Genomic DNA, 16,769 nt, shown 5'->3' with positions numbered 1-16,769 from the left:
CGCGCATGGCGTTTCGCCCTCCGCCGGTCGCAGGCTATGTAGACACGAAACCAAACCGGGGCGCGCGTCATGGCCGACGAAAACCGATTCCTGATTACCGTTCTCTCGGCCTGCAATTTCGTCATCGGCATGGGCGCCTTCGTCGTCATCGGGCTGCTGGCTCCGGTGGGCGAAGCGCTGGGCGTGACCACGGCGCAGGCCGGGTACCTGATGACGATCTACGCCATCGCCTACGCGATCCTGTCGCCGGTGCTCGTGTCCTGGACCGGCGGGCTGGGACGGCGCCGGGTTTTGGCGATCGGCATGGGACTGTTCGGTTTCGGCGCTTTATGCTCGGCGCTCGCGCCGGGGATAGGCTGGCTCTACGCCGCGCGGGTCGTGATGGCCGCCGGTGCGGGCATGTTCACACCCGTTTCCGCGGCGGTGGCCGCGGGCCTCAGCGCGCCGCAGGAGCGGGGGCGGGTTCTGGCGGCCGTCGTCTTCGGCCTGACGCTGGCGCAGGTCTTCGGCGTGCCGACGGGGTCCTGGGTCGCCTATACCTTCGGCTGGCGTTTCGCCTTTTGGCTGGTGCTGGCGCTGGCGGCCGTCGCGGGCTGGCTGGTCTGGACGCGGGTGCCGAAAGGGCTGCGGTTCCAGCCGGTCAGCCTGGGCGATCTGGGCGTGGTGCTGCGCGACGGCCTGGTGATGGGCGCGGTCCTCTTCACCGCTTCGTTCCTTGGCGCGATCTACGTGCTTTTCACCTTCTTCCAGCCGCTGCTGTCAGCGACCATGGGCTTCGAGCGCGACGGCATCACCCTGGCGCTGCTGGTCTTCGGCATCGGCGCGGTCGCAGGCAATATCCTCGGCGGTTTCCTGGCCGACCGGATCGGGCCGGTGCGCACGCTGGTGATCCTGAGCCTGTCGCAGATCGTGATTTTACCGTTCTTCTCGATCCTGCCGCTGCCGGTCTGGCTGCTGTTCGCGGTGATCTTCTTCTGGTCGGTCTTCGGCTGGTCCTTCATGGCGGCGCAGCAGTTGCGCCTGTTGAGCCTCGCGCCCGACAGCGCCTCGGTCGTGCTGGCGCTGAATGCGGCGGCGATCTACGTGGGCACCGCCGCAGGCTCTGCCGTGGGCGCGCAGGTACTGGCGGTCGGCGGGCTGAACCTGCTGGGCGTGGCCGCCAGTGTCGCCGCCTTGGGGACGCTGGGGCACATCCTCTGGTCGCACCGCGCCGCGACCCTGCGCACGACGGCTGTCTAGTCGTCGAAGCGCCAGAGCGCCGGGATGAAGCGGTAGGCCTCTCCCTCGCGCATCACATGGCCAACGCCGGGGAAGGGGAAGTGATAGCCGATCACCGCCATCCGGTCCGTCGCCGCCATGTCCAGCAGCCGCTGCCGCGTCGCCACGGTCTGCTCGCCGTCCATGTCGAATTCGTTGTACCAGCCCGGCTTGGCAAAGCTGATGTAGGCGTGGCTGAGCGCATCCCCCAATGCCACGATCTGCTGCCCGTCGCTTTCCACCACCACGGACATATGCCCCGGCGTGTGGCCCGGAGAGTCGATCACCCGGATGCCCGGTGCAATCTCGTCGCCATCGGCCACGGTCGTCCACTCGGCGCCATCGACCTCGATCGAATTGACCGCGCCGACGACGAATTGCTGCATTTCCGCGGGAACCGATGTGGCCAGCCCGTCCTGCATCCAGAATTCCCGCTCCGCTGCGCCGATGAACTTCTGCGCGTCGGGAAGGATGGCCTCGTCGAAGTCATCCCGGATGCCCCAGATGTGATCCGGATGGGCATGGGTGATGACGACGTGGGTGATGCTGGCAGGGTCGATGCCCGCTGAGTCGAGGTTGTCCATAAGTCGCCCGGCGGTGGGCAGGAACCGGTTGCCCGAACCCACGTCGACCAGCACCTTGGCCTCGCCCAGCTCGATCAGCAGGTGGTTGGTATGGGCATAGTTGGTCTCGGGCGACAGGAAATGCGCGGTGAGGAACGCCTGAACCTCGGCGGGGTCGGCGTTGACGCCCAGCCCCGAGGCCGGCAGCGACAGCGACCCGTCCGAGACCACGGTGAACTGCGCCTGCCCCAGCGAAAACCGGAAATGCGCGGGATTCGCGGCGACGGGTGCCGCCAGTTGCGCCGGCACGCGGGTGGCCGACAGCGTCAGCGCAGGCATGGCCGCGGCCATGGACAGCAACGCGCGGCGTGAAGGTTTGAAAACGGGCATCGGGCGGCTCCTTCTTATTCACAAAGCTGAATTTGAGGATAGGCGGTTTGCGCCTGAAAACCAGCGGATTCTTTGCGCGCCCGACGGTGGGGAGATCTGCCTTTGAATTCCCCGCCATTCGCCGAACACGCAGGGGTACGGGGCGGTTAAGCACAAAGTCTGTGCCGCGGCATTTGCGACCCGTTTGCAAGACGGCGCAAACCCGCCTAGCTATGTCATGTGCTGCGCCGCAGTACCTAGAGCCACGATCCTAACGGAGACTGCCGCGATGACGCTCGTGAAATCCGCAGCCCTCGCCGCCCTTCTGGGCCTGACCGCAACCGCTTCCCTCGCGCAGGAGGTCACGCTGCGCTTTCAGCATTTCGTGTCGCCCAATTCCGCGAACCCGAAGTATTTCATCGAACCCTGGGCCGAAAAGGTCGAGGAAGAGTCGAACGGACGCATCAAGGTCGAGATCTATCCCTTCATGCAGCTGGGCGGCAAGGCGCCCTCGCAATACGACCTGATCCGCGACGGCGCCATCGACGGCGGCTGGGTCATCCCCGGCTACCAGCCCGGACGCTTCCCCGAGGCCGAAGCGCTGGAACTGCCCTTCATGGTGCCCAAGTCGGGCGAACAGGCCAGCCGCGCCGCATGGATGTTCACCCAGGACCACCTGATGGACGATTTCGAGGATGTGCACCTTATTGCCGCGCACATGCACGGGCCGGGGCTGGTGCACAAGAAAGGCGCATCGATCAAGGACATCAGCGATTTCGCCGGTCTCAAGCTGCGCGGCCCGTCGCGGCCCGCGACGCTGCTGCTCAACAAGCTGGGCGCGGTGCCCATCGGCATGGCCGTCCCGGCCTTTCCCGAGGCGCTGTCCAAGGGTGTCGTCGACGGTGGCGTGATCACTTGGGAAATGGCCCCGTCCCTCAAGCTCGACGAGCTCACCGACAGCCACACGGACGTGGCCGGCGACATGTCTTTGTACAACCTCTATTTCATCTGGGCGATGAACAAGGACACCTACGAGGGCCTGCCTGACGACCTGCGCGCGATCATCGACGCCAATTCCGGGCTTGAAACCTCGGCCTGGGCCGGGCGTGCCCATGACACCGGCGACCAGGACGGTATCGCGGTGATGCGGGACGCGGGCAACGAGATCGCCGAGATCAGCCCCGAGGTCACCGAAGAGATCAAGGCGCTGGGCGCCGAGGTGACGGAGGAGTGGATCGCGGAGATGACCGCAAAAGGGCTGGATGCGCAGACGCTGGTGGACGACGCACGCGCAGCGGTCGCCGAGGCCCGCAACGCTCAGTCCTCGGGCGGCTGATCGTCCCAGCGGCGCCAGAGCGCGCAGAGAAGCGTGGTGTGATCGGCGGCGGTCGAACAGTCGCCGATGAACACCGGACCAGGGGTCGGACGCGCGGGGATCGTGCGTTCGGCCTTTTTCGTGCGGGGGGCCGGGGCGAAGAGGCGCTGGGTCAGGGAAAAGGCGGTCATCGGGCAAAGATAGCACTTTCGACCCAAAGTGCGAGGTTCGCCGGGTCGGGCCGGTGGCAGCCAGCGGGGTGCCGCTCCGACGTTGGGCCTAAGCACTTTATGTCGGCCACCTCCGAAAGACCTCGCGACTGTGCACCAAGCTTCGCCAAAGCGGCAGCCCGGGGGCTGACTGCCGCTGGCCCGGCACCTTCGGTGCTGTTCGGGCCGGCAACTGGTAAACCCTCAGTCCACCTTCTCCAAAAGCGTCACATGCGTGTCGCCGTACCGCCGCGTATCGAGCAGGTCGAACCCCGCGACCGCAGATTGCGGCGTGCTTTCCTCCCAGACCACCAGCGCGCCTTCCGCGATCCAGCCCTGCGCCAACGCCGCCTCCAGCGCCCGCGCACCGAGCGCCTTGCCATAGGGCGGGTCGAGGAACACCAACGCGCAGGGCGCCTCCGCCTGCGGCAGCCGCGTCGCATCGCAGCCCAGCAGCCGCGTGCGGTCGCCAGCCCCCAACAGGCCGATGTTCTTGCGGATCAGCGCCTGCGCCTTGCGCCCGTCGTCCACCAGCGTCACATGCGCCGCCCCGCGCGACAGCGCCTCGAGCCCAAGCGCGCCGGTCCCGGCGAAAAGGTCCAGCACCCGCGTGCCGTCGAAGGGGTCGCCGAACCTGCCGCCCGCGAGCATGTTGAACAGCGCTTCGCGCACGCGGTCGGTGGTGGGCCGCAGATGCGCGGCCGGATCGCCCTTTCCGACCGAGGCCAGCGGCCGCCCGCGGAACTCTCCGGCGACGATCCTCATGTTCGGGCGATGCCGGATGCGGCAGATGGCATGGCGGGCCTTGCGCTTTGCGATTGGTCTTTGCCGGACCGAGCCTATATGCCGGTGATCGGAAAACGCAAATCAAAGGAGGCTGCCGCATGGCCATTTCCAAGGGCACGACGCTGCCCGACGCAACGCTGGTCCGCATCGGGGACGAGGGACCGGAACAGGTGTCGCTGTCCGACACGCTCAAGGGCCGCAAGGTCGCGATCTTTGCGGTGCCGGGCGCCTACACGCCAACCTGTCACTCTGCCCATATGCCAAGCTTTGTCCGCAACATGGACGCCCTAGCAGCCAAGGGCGTGGACGAGGTTATCTGCATCGCCGTCAATGATCCCTTCGTCATGCAGGCTTGGGGCAACGACACCGGCGCCACCGCGGCGGGGATCACCTTGCTGTCGGATGCGGATGCGTCCTTCACCAAGGCGATCGGCATGGAGTTCAGCGTCGATGCGATCGGGCTTATCTCGCGGTCCATGCGCTACGCGATGCTGGTCGAGGACGGCGTGGTGACAGTCTGGCTGCCCGAGGAAGGCCGCGGCGTCTGCGAGACCTCGGCGGGAGAATCGCTGCTCGCCGCCATGTAATCCGGCAGCGGCACGGGGCTGGACCCCGCGCCGCGCCAAACATCAAAGGCTGTCGAGCTTGCGCGCCATCTTGGCGTCGAGCGACGACACGCCGCCCACGTCGTGGGTTGTCAGCGTCACCTCGACGGTCTTGTAGACGTTGAACCATTCGGGATGGTGGTCCCACTTCTCCGCCCAGATCGCGGCGCGGGTCATCCAGCTGAAAGCCTCGATGAAATTGCCGAATTCGAATGTCTTGTGGATCGCATCGCGGCCTTCGACCATCTCCCAGCCGCTGTCGAACAGCGGTTGCAGAACGGTTTTCCGGGCGGTGTCTGAGAGCAGCTCGGTCATTGGTGTTCCTCTCGATTGGCTTTTCTGAACGGGCCGAAGGCGGTCAGGATCTCGATGTCCTCATCGACCGCAGCACGCTCGGCTTCAAGATAACGCGCCACGGCGTCGGCGAAACCGGTGTCGGCGATCCAGTGCAGCGAATGGGTCTGCACCGGCAGGTATCCGCGGGCGAGCTTGTGTTCACCCTGCGCCCCGGCCTCGACCTGCGCCAGACCCATCTCTATGGCAAGGTCGATGGCCTGATAGTAACACGCCTCGAAGTGCAGGCAGGGGTGGTCCTCGATGCAGCCCCAGTAGCGACCGTAGAGCGTGTCTCGTCCGATGAAGTTGAGCGCGCCCGCGACGTAATCGCCCTCGCGCTCTGCCATGACCAACGCGATATCGTCGCGCAGGGTTTCCTGCGCGATCTCGAAAAACGCGCGGCGCAGGTAGGGGGTGCCCCATTTGCGCGCGCCGGTGTCCTGGTAGAAGGTCCAGAAGGCGTCCCAGTGTTCGGGCCGGATATCGTCGCCGCGCAGCATCCGGATCGTGCCGCCGAAGCCCTGTGCGACCCGACGCTCCTTGCGGATCGCCTTGCGCTTGCGCGAACTGAGCGTGGCGAGGAAGGCATCGAAATCCGCGTAGGCGCGATTGATCCAGTGGAACTGTTGCGTGGCGCGCCGCAGAAGACCCATCTTCTCGCCCGCGATGGCCTCCGCCTCGGTGCAGAAGGTCACATGCGCCGAAGAGAGGCCGTTGTCGGCGCCCAGCTGCACCATGCCCTGCACCAGCGCCGACATGCCGATGCTTTCGAACCCCGGCCGGGTCAGGAACCGGCGGCCCGTGGCGGGGGTGAAGGGCACGGCGATCTGCAGCTTGGGGTAATAACGCCCGCCCGCGTTTTCCAGCGCATGGGCCCAGTTGTGGTCGAAGATGTACTCGCCCTGGCTGTGGCTCTTGCCGTAAAGCGGTGCGCAGGCGATGGTCTCGCCGCCGATTTCAGCGATCAGGTAGCGCGGATCCCAACCGCTGCGCCCGCCGACCGAGCCGGACTCTTCCAGCGCGCTCAGGAAACGGTGAGTGGTGAACGGATCGTGCGGACGCCCACCATCGGCGGTTTCGGGACAGGCGCAGGCATCCCAGGCCGCCGCAGGGATCTGCGACAGCGAGGTCAGAACGGTGATGGCTATGGTCTGGTCCGGGCTTTGGTCGGTCATCTGCGCCCCCTTACCCTGCCCTATCTGTGGCCCGCGCGGGTGGGTTCAAGCGTCGTAGCCTTCGAAGGTGACGTTCTGCGCGATCCGCCTTGCCTGCGCCTCTGCCGCGGCGCTGCGGATGGTCCAGCACAGGATCGCGGCACCGGCATTCTTCAGCTCCGTGACGCGGGGATTGTCCAGGTCGTCGGCGGCATGGCTGATGAAGCTGGCGCCGACGTGGTGGTAATCGGGAAAATCGCGCAGCCGGTCGCGGGTGGCCGCGGGGATGGTCGGCCAGTCTTCGGCGGTGAAGGCGTCGGTGGTCAGGCCGCGGGCGATCTGCGGCGCGGCCCCGGCAAAATGCGCGACGCTGTGCGGATTGAAGGACATGACCGCCACCGGCCCGGAATAGCTTTCGAGATCGGCGGCGACGGCGTCTTCCAGCGGGCCGACGCGCGGGCCCAGCGTGCCGTCCTGATCCTTGACCTCGATCAGCAGCGGCACGGCGCCCGCCACCTGCGCCAGGACCTCGCGCAGGGTCGGGATGGCTGCCTCGGTGCCCAGCAGGCGCAGGTCCGCCAGAGCGGCGGCACTACGTTGCTGGACGGCTCCCTTGGTGCCGGTAAGCCGTTGCAGGTCGTAGTCGTGAAAGACCATCGCGCGCCCATCGGACGAGAGCTGCACATCAATTTCGATGCCGTAACCCGCCGCGATGGCGCGGGCGATGGCCGGGCCGGAGTTTTCCGGCGCGCCAGGACCGTGCAGGGCGCGGTGCGCGATCGGGCGGCCCAGGAAAGCCTCGGGCAGGGCGGGCATGTCAGGAAATCTCGAAAATGCCTTCGATCTCGACCGCGACGCCCATCGGCAGGGATGCGGCGGAGACGGCGGACCGGGCATGCCGCCCGGCATCGCCCGCGACCTCGACGAGGAAGTCAGAGGCACCGTTGACGACCTTGGGCTGGTCGGTGAATTCGGCGGTGGAATTGACGAAGGCGGTCAGCTTGACGACGCGCGTCAGGCGGCTGAGATCACCGCCGCAGGCCGCCTTGACCTGCGCGAGCAGGCTGATGGCGCAGCTTTTCGCGGCTTCGGCGCCGGCTTCGACCGACATGTCGTCACCGAGCTTGCCCTTGATGAGCCCGTCCGGGCCGTTGGAGATCTGGCCGGAGACATAGACCGTGTTGCCGGTGATGACGTAGGGCACGTAGTTCGCCGCCGGCGCGGGGGCGTCCGGGAGCGTGATGCCAAGCTCTGTCAGGCGGGTTTCGATGTCATGGGTCATGGCGCAGCCTTTCTGGATGACGGGTTTGCCGCCACGCTAGGCGCAGCGAAGAGGCCCCGCAAGGGGCCGACGCGATGCTCCTCCGCCCTTTTCGGGCGTCCTCGCCTCAGCTTTCGCGAAACGCCTTGGAGAAATAATCCGACAGCGGCTTGACCAGATAGGCCAGCGGCGTGCGGTCGGCGGTGCGGATGAAGGCCTCCACCGGCATACCGGGGATCAGGGTGCTGCCCTCGGGCAGGCGGTTGACTTCGCCCTCCGACAACACGATCTCGGCACGGTAATAGCTCACTTGAGAGCTTTCGTCCTGGAAGGCATCCGCCGAGATCTGCACCACCTGTCCGAAAAGCTCGGGCGTCTGCCGCTGGTCCAGCGCCGGAAAGCGCAGCGACACGCTCTGGTCGAGGAACAGCTGGTCGATGTGGATCGGCAGCACCTGTGCCGCGATGATCAGCGGCCGGTCCTGCGGCACCAGGTACATCACCGGGTCCGCCGCGCGGATCACCGACCGCGGCGTGTAGACCGAGAGGCCGTAGACCACGCCCGACACCGGCGCGGTGATCTCCATCCGGCCCAGCCGTTCGGTCAGGGCGCGGCGCTGTTCCGCCAGCTCGCGCTCGCGGTACTGCAGGTCGCGCAGGGTGGTGATCGCTTCTTCGCGGCGCCGGGTTTCCAGCTTGAGGATCTCGATCTCGATCTCGGTGATCCGGCCCTCGGCCTGCGCCTTCTGCGCGGTGAGATCGCCGACGCTGCCCAGAAGCCGCGCCTGTTCGCGCTGCAACGCCGAGACTCGGCTCGCCTGCGCCAGCCCGCGGTCGAGCAGCGACTGCTGATCGGCCAGTTCATCCTCGATCAGCGCCAGCTGCTGGCGCAGCGCGGTCTGCTGCGCCTCGATGCCGGAAATCTGGTCGGCGATCTGGTCAGACCGTTTGCCCAGCTGGTCGATTTCTCGGCCCACGCTTTCCTTGCGTGCCTCGAAAAGATTGCGCTGACCCTCGACCAGCTCGTCCACCTCGGCATCGGTTTCGGCGCGTTCCAGCAGGTCGTCGTCGAAGCGGATCGTGTCGGTCCCGTCGCGTTCCGCTGCCAGCCGGGCGCGCCGGGCGCGCAGTTCGAAATACTGGCCCTCGACGATGGTCAGTTCGGACTGCACCAGATTCGGATCGAGCCGCAGCAGAGGCTGGCCCGCGCTGACCAGGTCGCCCTCGTCGATGAGGATCTCGGCGACCACGCCGCCGTCTGGATGCTGGACGACCTGGCGGTTCTGATCGACCTCGATCTGCCCCGAGGCGATGATCGCGCCCGAGATGTTCGTGGTCGCCGCCCAGGTCCCGAACCCGCCGACCAGCAGGCCCAGCGTCAGCAGCCCGAGCACCATCGGGCCGCGCAGGGGAAATTCGGGTTTGCCGCTCATCGCACACCTCCTTGGCCGACGGCCGTCTGGATCTGCTGGTGGTTCTGCGTCACCTGGCGCAGCACCTCGTCCTTGGGTCCGAACGCCGTGCGGCTGCCGCCGTCGAGCATCAGCAGCATGTCGCATTCCTTGATGGCCGCGGGGCGGTGGGCCATGATCAGCACCGACCGGCCTTCGGATTTCATCGTCCGGATCGCGGCATTGACCGCCTCGGAGCCCTCGTTGTCGAGGTTCGAATTGGGTTCGTCCAGCACCAGGATCATCGGATCGTCGTACATGGCGCGGGCCAGTCCGATGCGTTGCATCTGTCCACCCGACAGGCGACCGCCGGCGGCTGTGACGCGGGTGTCGTAGCCGTCGGGCAGTTTCAGGATCATCTCGTGCGCCGCGGCCTTTTTCGCCGCCGCCACGATCTTGGCATCGTCCGGCGCGGCGGACAGCCGCGCGATGTTCTCGGCAATCGTTCCGTCGAACAGGGTGACACGCTGCGGCAGATAGCCGATGTACTTGCCCAGGACGTCCGGCGCGTATTGGTCCAGCGACGCCCCGTCGAGCCGGATCTTGCCCCCCGCGGGTGCCCAGACACCGGTGAGCGCACGCGCCAAGGTCGACTTGCCGGCGCCCGACGGGCCGATCACGCCGATGGCCTGGCCGGGCTGCACGGCAAAGCTCACCAGACGCAGCGCCGCCTGCTGTTCGCCGGGCGGCACCACGGTCAGTTGCATGACATCGAGCTTGGCGCGCGGTTTCGGCAGGTCGGTGCGCGGCGACTCGGGCGGGGTTTCGGACAGGAGTTGTGCGAGGTTGCTCCAGCCCTTGCGCGCGCGCTGCACCAGTGCCCACTGGCCGATGGCCAGTTCGATCGGCGCCAGCGCCCGGCCCATCAAAATCGACCCGGCGATCATCGCCCCGGGCGTCAGTTCGCCCTGCAGGACCAGATAGGCCCCGAGGCCCAGCATCGCCGATTGCAGCAGCAGCCGCAGGGTTTTGGTCAGCGTGGTGAAACTGCCCAGCAGGTCCGAGCTGGAAATCTGACCGCGCAGCGCGTCGCGCCGGGCGCCTTCCCACCGGCGGAAGGCATCGCCGCGCATGCCCATGGCCGACACCATCTCGGCCTCGCCCCGGATCTGGTCCGAGATCTTCTCGGCCTTGAAGGTGGCGATGTTGGAGTTCAGCCCAGGATTGCGGGTCACGACCTGGTTGATCAGGGCGATCACGATCAGCACCGCGCCGCCCGTCACGGCAAGATACCCCAGCCAGGGGTGGAACAACGCGATTCCGACCAGGAACACCGGCGTCCACGGGATGTCGAAGAACGCCATCAGCACCGGCGAGGCCATCAGCCGCTGCACCGATTCGAGGTCGCGCAACCCGGTGGCCGACAGCTCGTCCGGGCGGGTGGTCGACCGGCGCACCACGGCGTCGAACACGCGGAGATCCAGCCGCGACTGGAACCGCGCGGCGACCCGGCCCATGACCCGGCCGCGGACATAGTCCAGTAGGCCCATCATCCCGTAGAGGAACACCACGATCGCCGAGAGCGCGATCAGCGTGGCGACGGACCGCGACCCCAGCACCCGGTCGTAGACCTGAAGCATGTAAAGCGGCCCTGTCAGCATCAGCAGGTTCACGAAAAAACTGAAGATGCCGACGAACCAGAAATAGGGGCGGCTTTCTCGGCGGGCGGCTTTCAGTTCTTCGAGGCCGGTCTTGGGGCGCTGCTGGGTCATGTGGCTCGGCTATCAGTTTGCGTGTGAAATACGGGGTTCAAATGAGAGGTCGGTGGAGTGATAGCGCACCGTGGGGCGTGGCGCCAAACCTTTTCCACGCCCTCTGGTCCGCCGCGTCGTGTCATGGCTCAATTGCCCCCGAGAAGGTCGCGCAGAAGCTGGTTCACCAGACCTTCGATCGGGTCTTCGCGGCGCTGCTGGCGTTGCTGTGGCTGCGGCGCCGGTTGCGGGGCCGGCTGCACGACCGGCTGCGGCGGCTGTGGCACCACCATCGGCAAGGGATTTGCCGGGAGGCCGTCGTGCACCCGCGCCATGACCTGCTGCCACATCTCGGCCGGAAGCCCGCCGCCGGCCACGCCCGACAGCGGCGTGTTGTCGTCGTAGCCCATCCAGATGCCGGTGACGTAATCGGCGGTGAAGCCGATGAACCAAGCGTCGCGCGCCTCCTGGCTGGTGCCGGTCTTGCCGGCGGCCTGACGGTCGGGCAGGCGGGCACGGGTGCCGGTGCCTTCGGAGACGACCTTTTCCAGCATGAAAACCAGTTGCCCGGCGGCGTCGGGCTGGATGACCAGTTCGCGCACGCCGGTGCCTTCGGTTCCGGTGATGCCGTAGGGTTCGATCCGGTGCCCCTGCGCCAGGAACCCGGCATAGGCGGCGGTCATTTCCAGAAGCGACGCCTCGGAGGCGCCCAGAGCCAGGGACGGCGTGTCGATCAGAGAACTTTCCACGCCGAATTGCGTCGCCACCTGTTGCACGACCGGGCGGCCGACACCTTCGGAGATCTTCACCGCCGGGATGTTCAGGCTGCGCTTGAGTGCGTCGATCAGGGTCACCCGGCCGCTGAAGTTCTTGGTGTAGTTCTCGGGGCACCACTGGCCCGAACCGGGAATGTTCATGCAGAACGGCTCGTCCACCACCGTGTCATAGGGCGAATAGCCGAAATCCATCGCCGCGGCGTAGATGAACGGCTTGAATGCCGATCCGGTCTGCCGCCGCGCCTGGGTGGCGCGGTTGAACCCGCCCGAGGCGGTGGCGTCGCGGCCGCCGACCATGCCGCGCACGGCGCCGTCGGCGGACATCACGACGATGGCCGCCTGCGCCTTGGACCCTTCCTTGAGACCGGCGATGGTCTCTTCCATCACGTCTTCGGCGATGGACTGGATGCGCGGGTCCAGCGTGGTCTGGATCACCTTGTCGCGTTCGGCCTGCTCCAGCGCGCGCATGATGTCGTCGGCCATGCTGGTGCGGCTGTCGTTGTCGGGGCTGTCGCCGTCCTGCGTCGGGTCGCCCGGCAGCAGGCTGCGGATCACCCAGTCTGCGAAATAGCCGCCCGACGGGCTTTCGGCATCGCGGCCCAGCGTTGCAGGGTTGTCCTGGTAGCGCTGCGTTTCCGCGTCCGACAGCATGCCCTGTTCGTTCATCAGCCGCAGGGCCGTCGCCGCGCGCGCTTGCGACCGACCCAGGTTCGACGTGGGTGCCAGCGACGACGGTGCGGTCAGCAGGCCCGCGATCATCGCGGATTCCGCCGGGTTCAGCTCGACCGCAGACTTGGAGAAATAGCGCTGCGCCGCCGCCTCGGCCCCGTAGGCGCCGCCGCCCATGTAGGCGCGGTTGAGATAGATCGAGAGGATCTCGTCCTTGGTGTACTTGACCTCCATCGCCAGCGCATAGATCGCCTCCTTGAGCTTGCGCGTCAGCGATCCGCGGCGACAGTCGGAGACGTAATCGCTTTCGCTCTCCCATTCGCCGGGATCGTATTCGACGCCGAGGCAAAGCAGTTTCGCGGTCTGCTGGGTGATCGTCGACCCGCCGTGACCCGAGAGCGGCCCGCGGCCCTCGCTCAGGTTGATGCGGATGGCCGAGGCGATGCCGCGCGGGCTCACGCCCAGGTGGTAGTAGAAGCGCTTGTCCTCGGTGGCGACAATGGCGTCGACCAGATGCGGCGACACGCTGTCGGCGGTCACCGCACCGCCGAACTGGTCGCCGCGCCGGGCAAAGACCGCTCCCGATTGGTCGAGCAGGGTCACGGACCCCCGGGCGCGCCCGTCGAGCAGCGCCGTCGCCTCGGGCAACTTGGTGTATTCGTACCCCACCGCCAGGGCCAGGAGCAGAAGCGCCACGGCGGTGATCCGCCAGGTCAGGCGCCAGATCAGGCGGAAAATCCAGGAGAACATCCCGAGGATGAAGCCGGTGATGCCGCCGCGCCGGGGCTTGCGTGCCTTGGCCTTGCGGCGGGTGGATTTCGCCGGCGTCCGTTTCGGTTTCGCGGTCTGCGCGGTGGATTTTTTGGGATAGCGTCGATCGGCGACGAGCCGACCTTTTCCACGACCTGAATCACTCATGTTCTCTGCCCGGCTTTCTGCCCATTGCGCCCAGAATAGACTGTCCGAACGGGGAAGTAGACCGCTTGCAGCAGTTTTTCCGTTTTTTTATTGCGCCTAATTTTTAGACACAAACATCAAATTGTGCAAAATTTGTGCATTTTGCCGCAATCAATGGACTGTACCTCTGGCCTTTGCCCTTTCCCGAACGCCGCGCGGCGGCTCTTTCTGCATTTGCAGAACGCAGGCCCCGACCTGCCAAACCGAAAGGGACCAAGGTGAAACTCATCATTGCGACGATCAAGCCGTTCAAGCTGGAGGAGGTCCGCGAGGCGCTGACCTCCATCGGCGTCCGCGGCATGATGGTGACAGAAATCAAGGGCTTCGGCTCGCAATCGGGTCACACGGAAATCTATCGCGGTGCCGAATACGCCGTGAATTTCGTGCCCAAGATCAAGCTTGAAATCGTGGTTGCCGCGTCGATGGCCGACCAGGTGGTCGAAACCATTTCGAAGACGGCCCAGACCGGCAAGATCGGCGACGGCAAGATTTTCGTTCTGGACGTGTTGCAGGCGGTGCGGGTGCGCACCGGCGAAACCGACGCAGACGCGCTTTGAACGCAGCAATAAGAGTTAGGGAAACGGAACCAATGAAACTTTTCAAGACACTCGCTCCGGCTGTTGCGCTCGTCGCGCTGCCCAGCCTTGGCTTCGCGCAGGACGCGACCGAGGCGGCGCCGGACATCAACCCGTACATCTTTACGACGCTGCTGTTCCTGATCGGCGGCTTCCTCGTGTTCTGGATGGCCGCGGGCTTTGCCATGCTCGAGGCCGGCCTGGTGCGCTCCAAGAACGTGACCATGCAGCTGACCAAGAACATCGCGCTCTTCTCGATCGCTGCGATCATGTACTGGTTCGTCGGCTTCAACCTGATGTACCCGGGCGACGGCTGGACCGTGGCGGGCTACGTCGGCATCCTGTTCTCGCCGACCGTGCTCGAGCCCGTGGGCCTCGATGCCTCTGCCGCGGCGCTTGATTACGCCTCGGTCGGATCGGACTTCTTCTTCCAGCTGATGTTCTGCGCCACCACAGCGTCGATCGTGTCGGGCACCCTGGCCGAGCGTATCAAGCTCTGGCCGTTCCTGATCTTCGTCGTCGTTCTGACCGGCTTCATCTACCCGATCGAAGCCTCCTGGCAGTGGGGTGGCGGCTGGCTCTCCGAGGCGGGCTTCTCCGACTTCGCCGGTTCGACCCTCGTGCATGCCGCAGGCGGTTTCGCAGCCCTCGCCGGTGCGCTCATTCTCGGTCCGCGGATCGGCAAGTACAAGGATGGCCGCACCGTGCCGATGCCGGGTTCCAACCTCGCCCTCGCCACCCTGGGCACGTTCATCCTGTGGCTCGGCTGGTTCGGCTTCAATGGCGGTTCGCAGCTCGCAGCCGGCACCGTGGGTGACGTGACCGACGTGTCCCGCATCTTTGCCAACACCAACATGGCCGCCGCGGCCGGTGCGGTTGCCGCGCTGATCCTCACGCAGGTGATGTACAAGAAGCCCGACCTCACGATGACGCTCAACGGTGCGCTGGCGGGCCTGGTGTCGATCACCGCAGGTCCGCTCGATCCCACGCTCTTCGGCGCGCTCTGGATCGGCGCCATCGGCGGCATCATCGTGGTCTTCACCGTGCCGATGCTGGACAAGATGAAGATCGACGACGTCGTCGGCGCCATCCCGGTCCACCTGATCGCCGGTATCTGGGGCACCATGGCCGTGCCGTTCTACACCGACGGCACCTCCTTCGCGGTGCAGGCGCTCGGTGTGATCTCGATCGGCATTTTCGTCTTCGTGGTCTCCGCCGTGGTGTGGTTCATCCTCAAGGCGGTCATGGGAATCCGCGTCAGCGAAGAGGCCGAGATCAACGGTCTCGACATGTCCGAGCTGGGCATGGAAGCCTATCCCGATTTCTCCAAGGGCTGATCTTCTCCTTCCTGTCAGTCCAAGGAAAACCTGCCCGGGCGTTCGCGCCCGGGCTTTTTCGTTCGTCGGCAATCCGCGCGGGGCGCGGATACGAGAGACGCTGTCTCTCGTGCTCTCTGGAGTTTATTGGCAAGATGAAGGGGCGCGCGGGTTCAGGGCGTGACGCGTTTGGGGGCGCCGCTGGCCATGTTGGTGCCGATGTAGGGCAGCCTGGCCTCCTTCCATTTCGCGAAGCCGCCGCCGAGATGCGCGAGGCGGTCGAAGCCCGCTTCGAAAGCCATGCGCGCCATCTTTTCCGAGCGCAGGCCGGAACCGCAGTGCAGAACGATGCGCTTGTCGCTTTGTCCCGGCAGGTTGGCCGGGTCGAAGAAGGCCATCGGCATCAGCAGCGCGCCGGGGATGTGTTCGAACATGTATTCCTGCGGGGTGCGCACGTCGATCAGGACGACCTCATGCGCGTCGAGCGCCTTGGCGACCTCTTCCGGGGTCCAGGTCTCGAGCGTGGCGGTGCCGATGGTTTCGGTCTGCATCAGGTGTCCTTTCCGAAGTGGTTTGCGGGGATCTTGAAGTAGCTGCGGCCGTCGGCCTCCGGATCCGGCAGGCGTCCGCCGCGCAAGTTGACCTGCAACGCATGCAGCATCCTGTCGGGCAGCGACAGGGTTGCGTCACGGTCGTCGCGCAGCTTGCAGTATGCGGCTTCGGACACGCCGCCGCCCACGTGCGGATTGTGCGCGCGGTGATCGGCGACCGAGGCTTCCCACGCCGGATCGGCGCGGTCGCCGACTGGCGGGTAGTCGTGGCCGACGAAGAGCCGCGTGTCGTCCGGCAGGCTCAGGAGCCGTTGCAGGGAGGCGTAGAGCTGTTTCGACGATCCGCCGGGGAAGTCGGCGCGGGTGGTGCCGGCGTCGACATGCATGAAGGTGTCATGAACGAAGGCCGCGTCGCCGATGACGTAGGTGACCGAGCCCAGCGTGTGGCCGGGGGACAGGATCACCTGCACCTCGAGCGATCCGAGCGCGAAGCGGTCGCCATCGGCAAAGAGCCGGTCGAAGTCGCGGTCGGGGTCGAAGGTGTCCGGCAGGTGGTAGATGTCTGCCCACAGCGCCGCGATCTCCCGGACCTTTTCTCCGATGCCGGTCGTGGCGCCGGTCCGCTCCTTGAGCCAGGCCTGCGCCATCAGGTGATCCGCGTGGGGGTGGGTGTCGAGGATCCACTGAACGCTCAGCCCCTCGTGGACGACGAAGTCCAGCGCCGTCTGCGCGCTGTGCGTGGAGGTCGTGGCGCTGCGCGGGTCGAAATCCAGCACCGTGTCGATCAGCGCCGCCTGGCCGGTAGCGGGATCGCTGGCGACGTACTGGACCGATCCGGTGGCCGGATCGTGGAACCCGTCGACCCGGGGCGAGCCGGGGCCGCGGGACGGGCTGGTGCGGGTGAACATGGCGGCCTCCGTTTCCGTTTC

Annotated in this window: 17 protein-coding genes; 5 read left to right on the top strand and 12 right to left on the bottom strand. The window is 66.3% G+C overall.

The window, feature by feature from the left end; translation table 11 throughout:
• Positions 1-69: 69 nt before the first annotated feature.
• On the top strand, positions 70-1,239 hold the full coding sequence (locus DU478_RS01440) for an MFS transporter (protein WP_114509139.1): 1,170 nt from the start codon (positions 70-72) through the stop codon (positions 1,237-1,239).
• Here the strand turns inward: DU478_RS01440 and DU478_RS01435 are convergent.
• A complete protein-coding gene (locus DU478_RS01435; RefSeq protein ID WP_114509138.1) occupies positions 1,236-2,210 on the bottom strand; it encodes an MBL fold metallo-hydrolase in 975 nt (324 codons plus the stop codon). The two genes, DU478_RS01440 and DU478_RS01435, sit on opposite strands and share 4 nt — an antisense overlap.
• A gap of 268 nt (positions 2,211-2,478) precedes the next feature.
• Here DU478_RS01435 and DU478_RS01430 point away from each other — a divergent pair, with 268 nt between their 5' ends.
• A complete protein-coding gene (locus DU478_RS01430) occupies positions 2,479-3,525 on the top strand; it encodes a TRAP transporter substrate-binding protein (RefSeq protein ID WP_114509137.1) in 1,047 nt (348 codons plus the stop codon).
• Here DU478_RS01430 and DU478_RS01425 read toward each other — a convergent pair.
• On the bottom strand, positions 3,507-3,695 hold the full coding sequence (locus tag DU478_RS01425) for a hypothetical protein (RefSeq protein ID WP_114509136.1): 189 nt from the start codon (positions 3,693-3,695) through the stop codon (positions 3,507-3,509). The two genes, DU478_RS01430 and DU478_RS01425, sit on opposite strands and share 19 nt — an antisense overlap.
• 222 nt (positions 3,696-3,917) lie before the next feature.
• Positions 3,918-4,478: a 16S rRNA (guanine(966)-N(2))-methyltransferase RsmD gene (rsmD, locus tag DU478_RS01420; RefSeq protein ID WP_114509135.1), complete on the bottom strand. Its 561-nt coding sequence runs from the start codon at positions 4,476-4,478 to the stop codon at positions 3,918-3,920.
• Positions 4,479-4,597: 119 nt separating this feature from the next.
• Here rsmD and DU478_RS01415 point away from each other — a divergent pair, with 119 nt between their 5' ends.
• Positions 4,598-5,086, top strand: coding sequence for a peroxiredoxin (locus DU478_RS01415; protein ID WP_114509134.1), 489 nt, complete (start codon positions 4,598-4,600; stop codon positions 5,084-5,086).
• A gap of 42 nt (positions 5,087-5,128) precedes the next feature.
• On the opposite strand, the gene DU478_RS01410 is transcribed toward DU478_RS01415, so the two are convergent.
• The 7 genes from DU478_RS01410 to DU478_RS01380 form a co-directional block, all read right to left on the bottom strand.
• Entirely contained in the window at positions 5,129-5,419 is a 291-nt protein-coding gene (locus tag DU478_RS01410; protein WP_114509133.1) for a 4a-hydroxytetrahydrobiopterin dehydratase, read from the bottom strand.
• Complete coding sequence (locus tag DU478_RS01405) at positions 5,416-6,615, bottom strand: GNAT family N-acetyltransferase (RefSeq protein WP_114509132.1); 1,200 nt, start codon at positions 6,613-6,615, stop codon at positions 5,416-5,418. Before DU478_RS01405 ends, DU478_RS01410 begins: the two co-directional genes overlap by 4 nt.
• A gap of 45 nt (positions 6,616-6,660) precedes the next feature.
• The gene (locus tag DU478_RS01400) at positions 6,661-7,410 is read right to left on the bottom strand and encodes a glycerophosphodiester phosphodiesterase family protein (RefSeq protein ID WP_114509131.1); all 750 of its coding nucleotides are present in this window, start codon (positions 7,408-7,410) and stop codon (positions 6,661-6,663) included.
• 1 nt (position 7,411) lies between these two features.
• Positions 7,412-7,876, bottom strand: coding sequence for a RidA family protein (locus DU478_RS01395; RefSeq protein WP_114509130.1), 465 nt, complete (start codon positions 7,874-7,876; stop codon positions 7,412-7,414).
• Positions 7,877-7,982: 106 nt separating this feature from the next.
• A complete protein-coding gene (locus DU478_RS01390; RefSeq protein ID WP_114509129.1) occupies positions 7,983-9,287 on the bottom strand; it encodes an HlyD family type I secretion periplasmic adaptor subunit in 1,305 nt (434 codons plus the stop codon).
• A complete protein-coding gene (locus DU478_RS01385) occupies positions 9,284-11,017 on the bottom strand; it encodes a type I secretion system permease/ATPase (protein ID WP_114509128.1) in 1,734 nt (577 codons plus the stop codon). Before DU478_RS01385 ends, DU478_RS01390 begins: the two co-directional genes overlap by 4 nt.
• A 128-nt stretch (positions 11,018-11,145) precedes the next feature.
• Positions 11,146-13,359 carry a transglycosylase domain-containing protein gene (locus tag DU478_RS01380; protein WP_114509127.1) on the bottom strand — a complete coding sequence of 738 codons (2,214 nt, stop codon included), beginning with the start codon at positions 13,357-13,359 and terminating at the stop codon, positions 11,146-11,148.
• A gap of 257 nt (positions 13,360-13,616) precedes the next feature.
• Here DU478_RS01380 and DU478_RS01375 point away from each other — a divergent pair, with 257 nt between their 5' ends.
• Both DU478_RS01375 and DU478_RS01370 read left to right on the top strand, forming a co-directional pair.
• On the top strand, positions 13,617-13,955 hold the full coding sequence (locus DU478_RS01375; protein ID WP_114509126.1) for a P-II family nitrogen regulator: 339 nt from the start codon (positions 13,617-13,619) through the stop codon (positions 13,953-13,955).
• A 32-nt stretch (positions 13,956-13,987) separates the two neighbouring features.
• A complete protein-coding gene (locus tag DU478_RS01370) occupies positions 13,988-15,310 on the top strand; it encodes an ammonium transporter (protein ID WP_114509125.1) in 1,323 nt (440 codons plus the stop codon).
• A gap of 152 nt (positions 15,311-15,462) precedes the next feature.
• Here the strand turns inward: DU478_RS01370 and DU478_RS01365 are convergent, their stop codons facing one another.
• Both DU478_RS01365 and DU478_RS01360 read right to left on the bottom strand, forming a co-directional pair.
• The gene (locus DU478_RS01365; protein ID WP_114509124.1) at positions 15,463-15,840 is read right to left on the bottom strand and encodes a rhodanese-like domain-containing protein; all 378 of its coding nucleotides are present in this window, start codon (positions 15,838-15,840) and stop codon (positions 15,463-15,465) included.
• The gene (locus tag DU478_RS01360) at positions 15,840-16,748 is read right to left on the bottom strand and encodes an MBL fold metallo-hydrolase (RefSeq protein WP_114509123.1); all 909 of its coding nucleotides are present in this window, start codon (positions 16,746-16,748) and stop codon (positions 15,840-15,842) included. The genes DU478_RS01365 and DU478_RS01360 overlap by 1 nt, the downstream gene beginning before the upstream one ends.
• Between the last annotated feature and the right edge of the window lie 21 nt (positions 16,749-16,769).

This window comes from Thalassococcus profundi (genome assembly GCF_003344785.1).
In the GTDB taxonomy this organism is placed as follows: Bacteria; Pseudomonadota; Alphaproteobacteria; order Rhodobacterales; family Rhodobacteraceae; genus Puniceibacterium; species Puniceibacterium profundi.
Note: the sequence above shows the minus strand (reverse complement) of the source record. Positions and strands in the feature narration are given on the sequence as shown.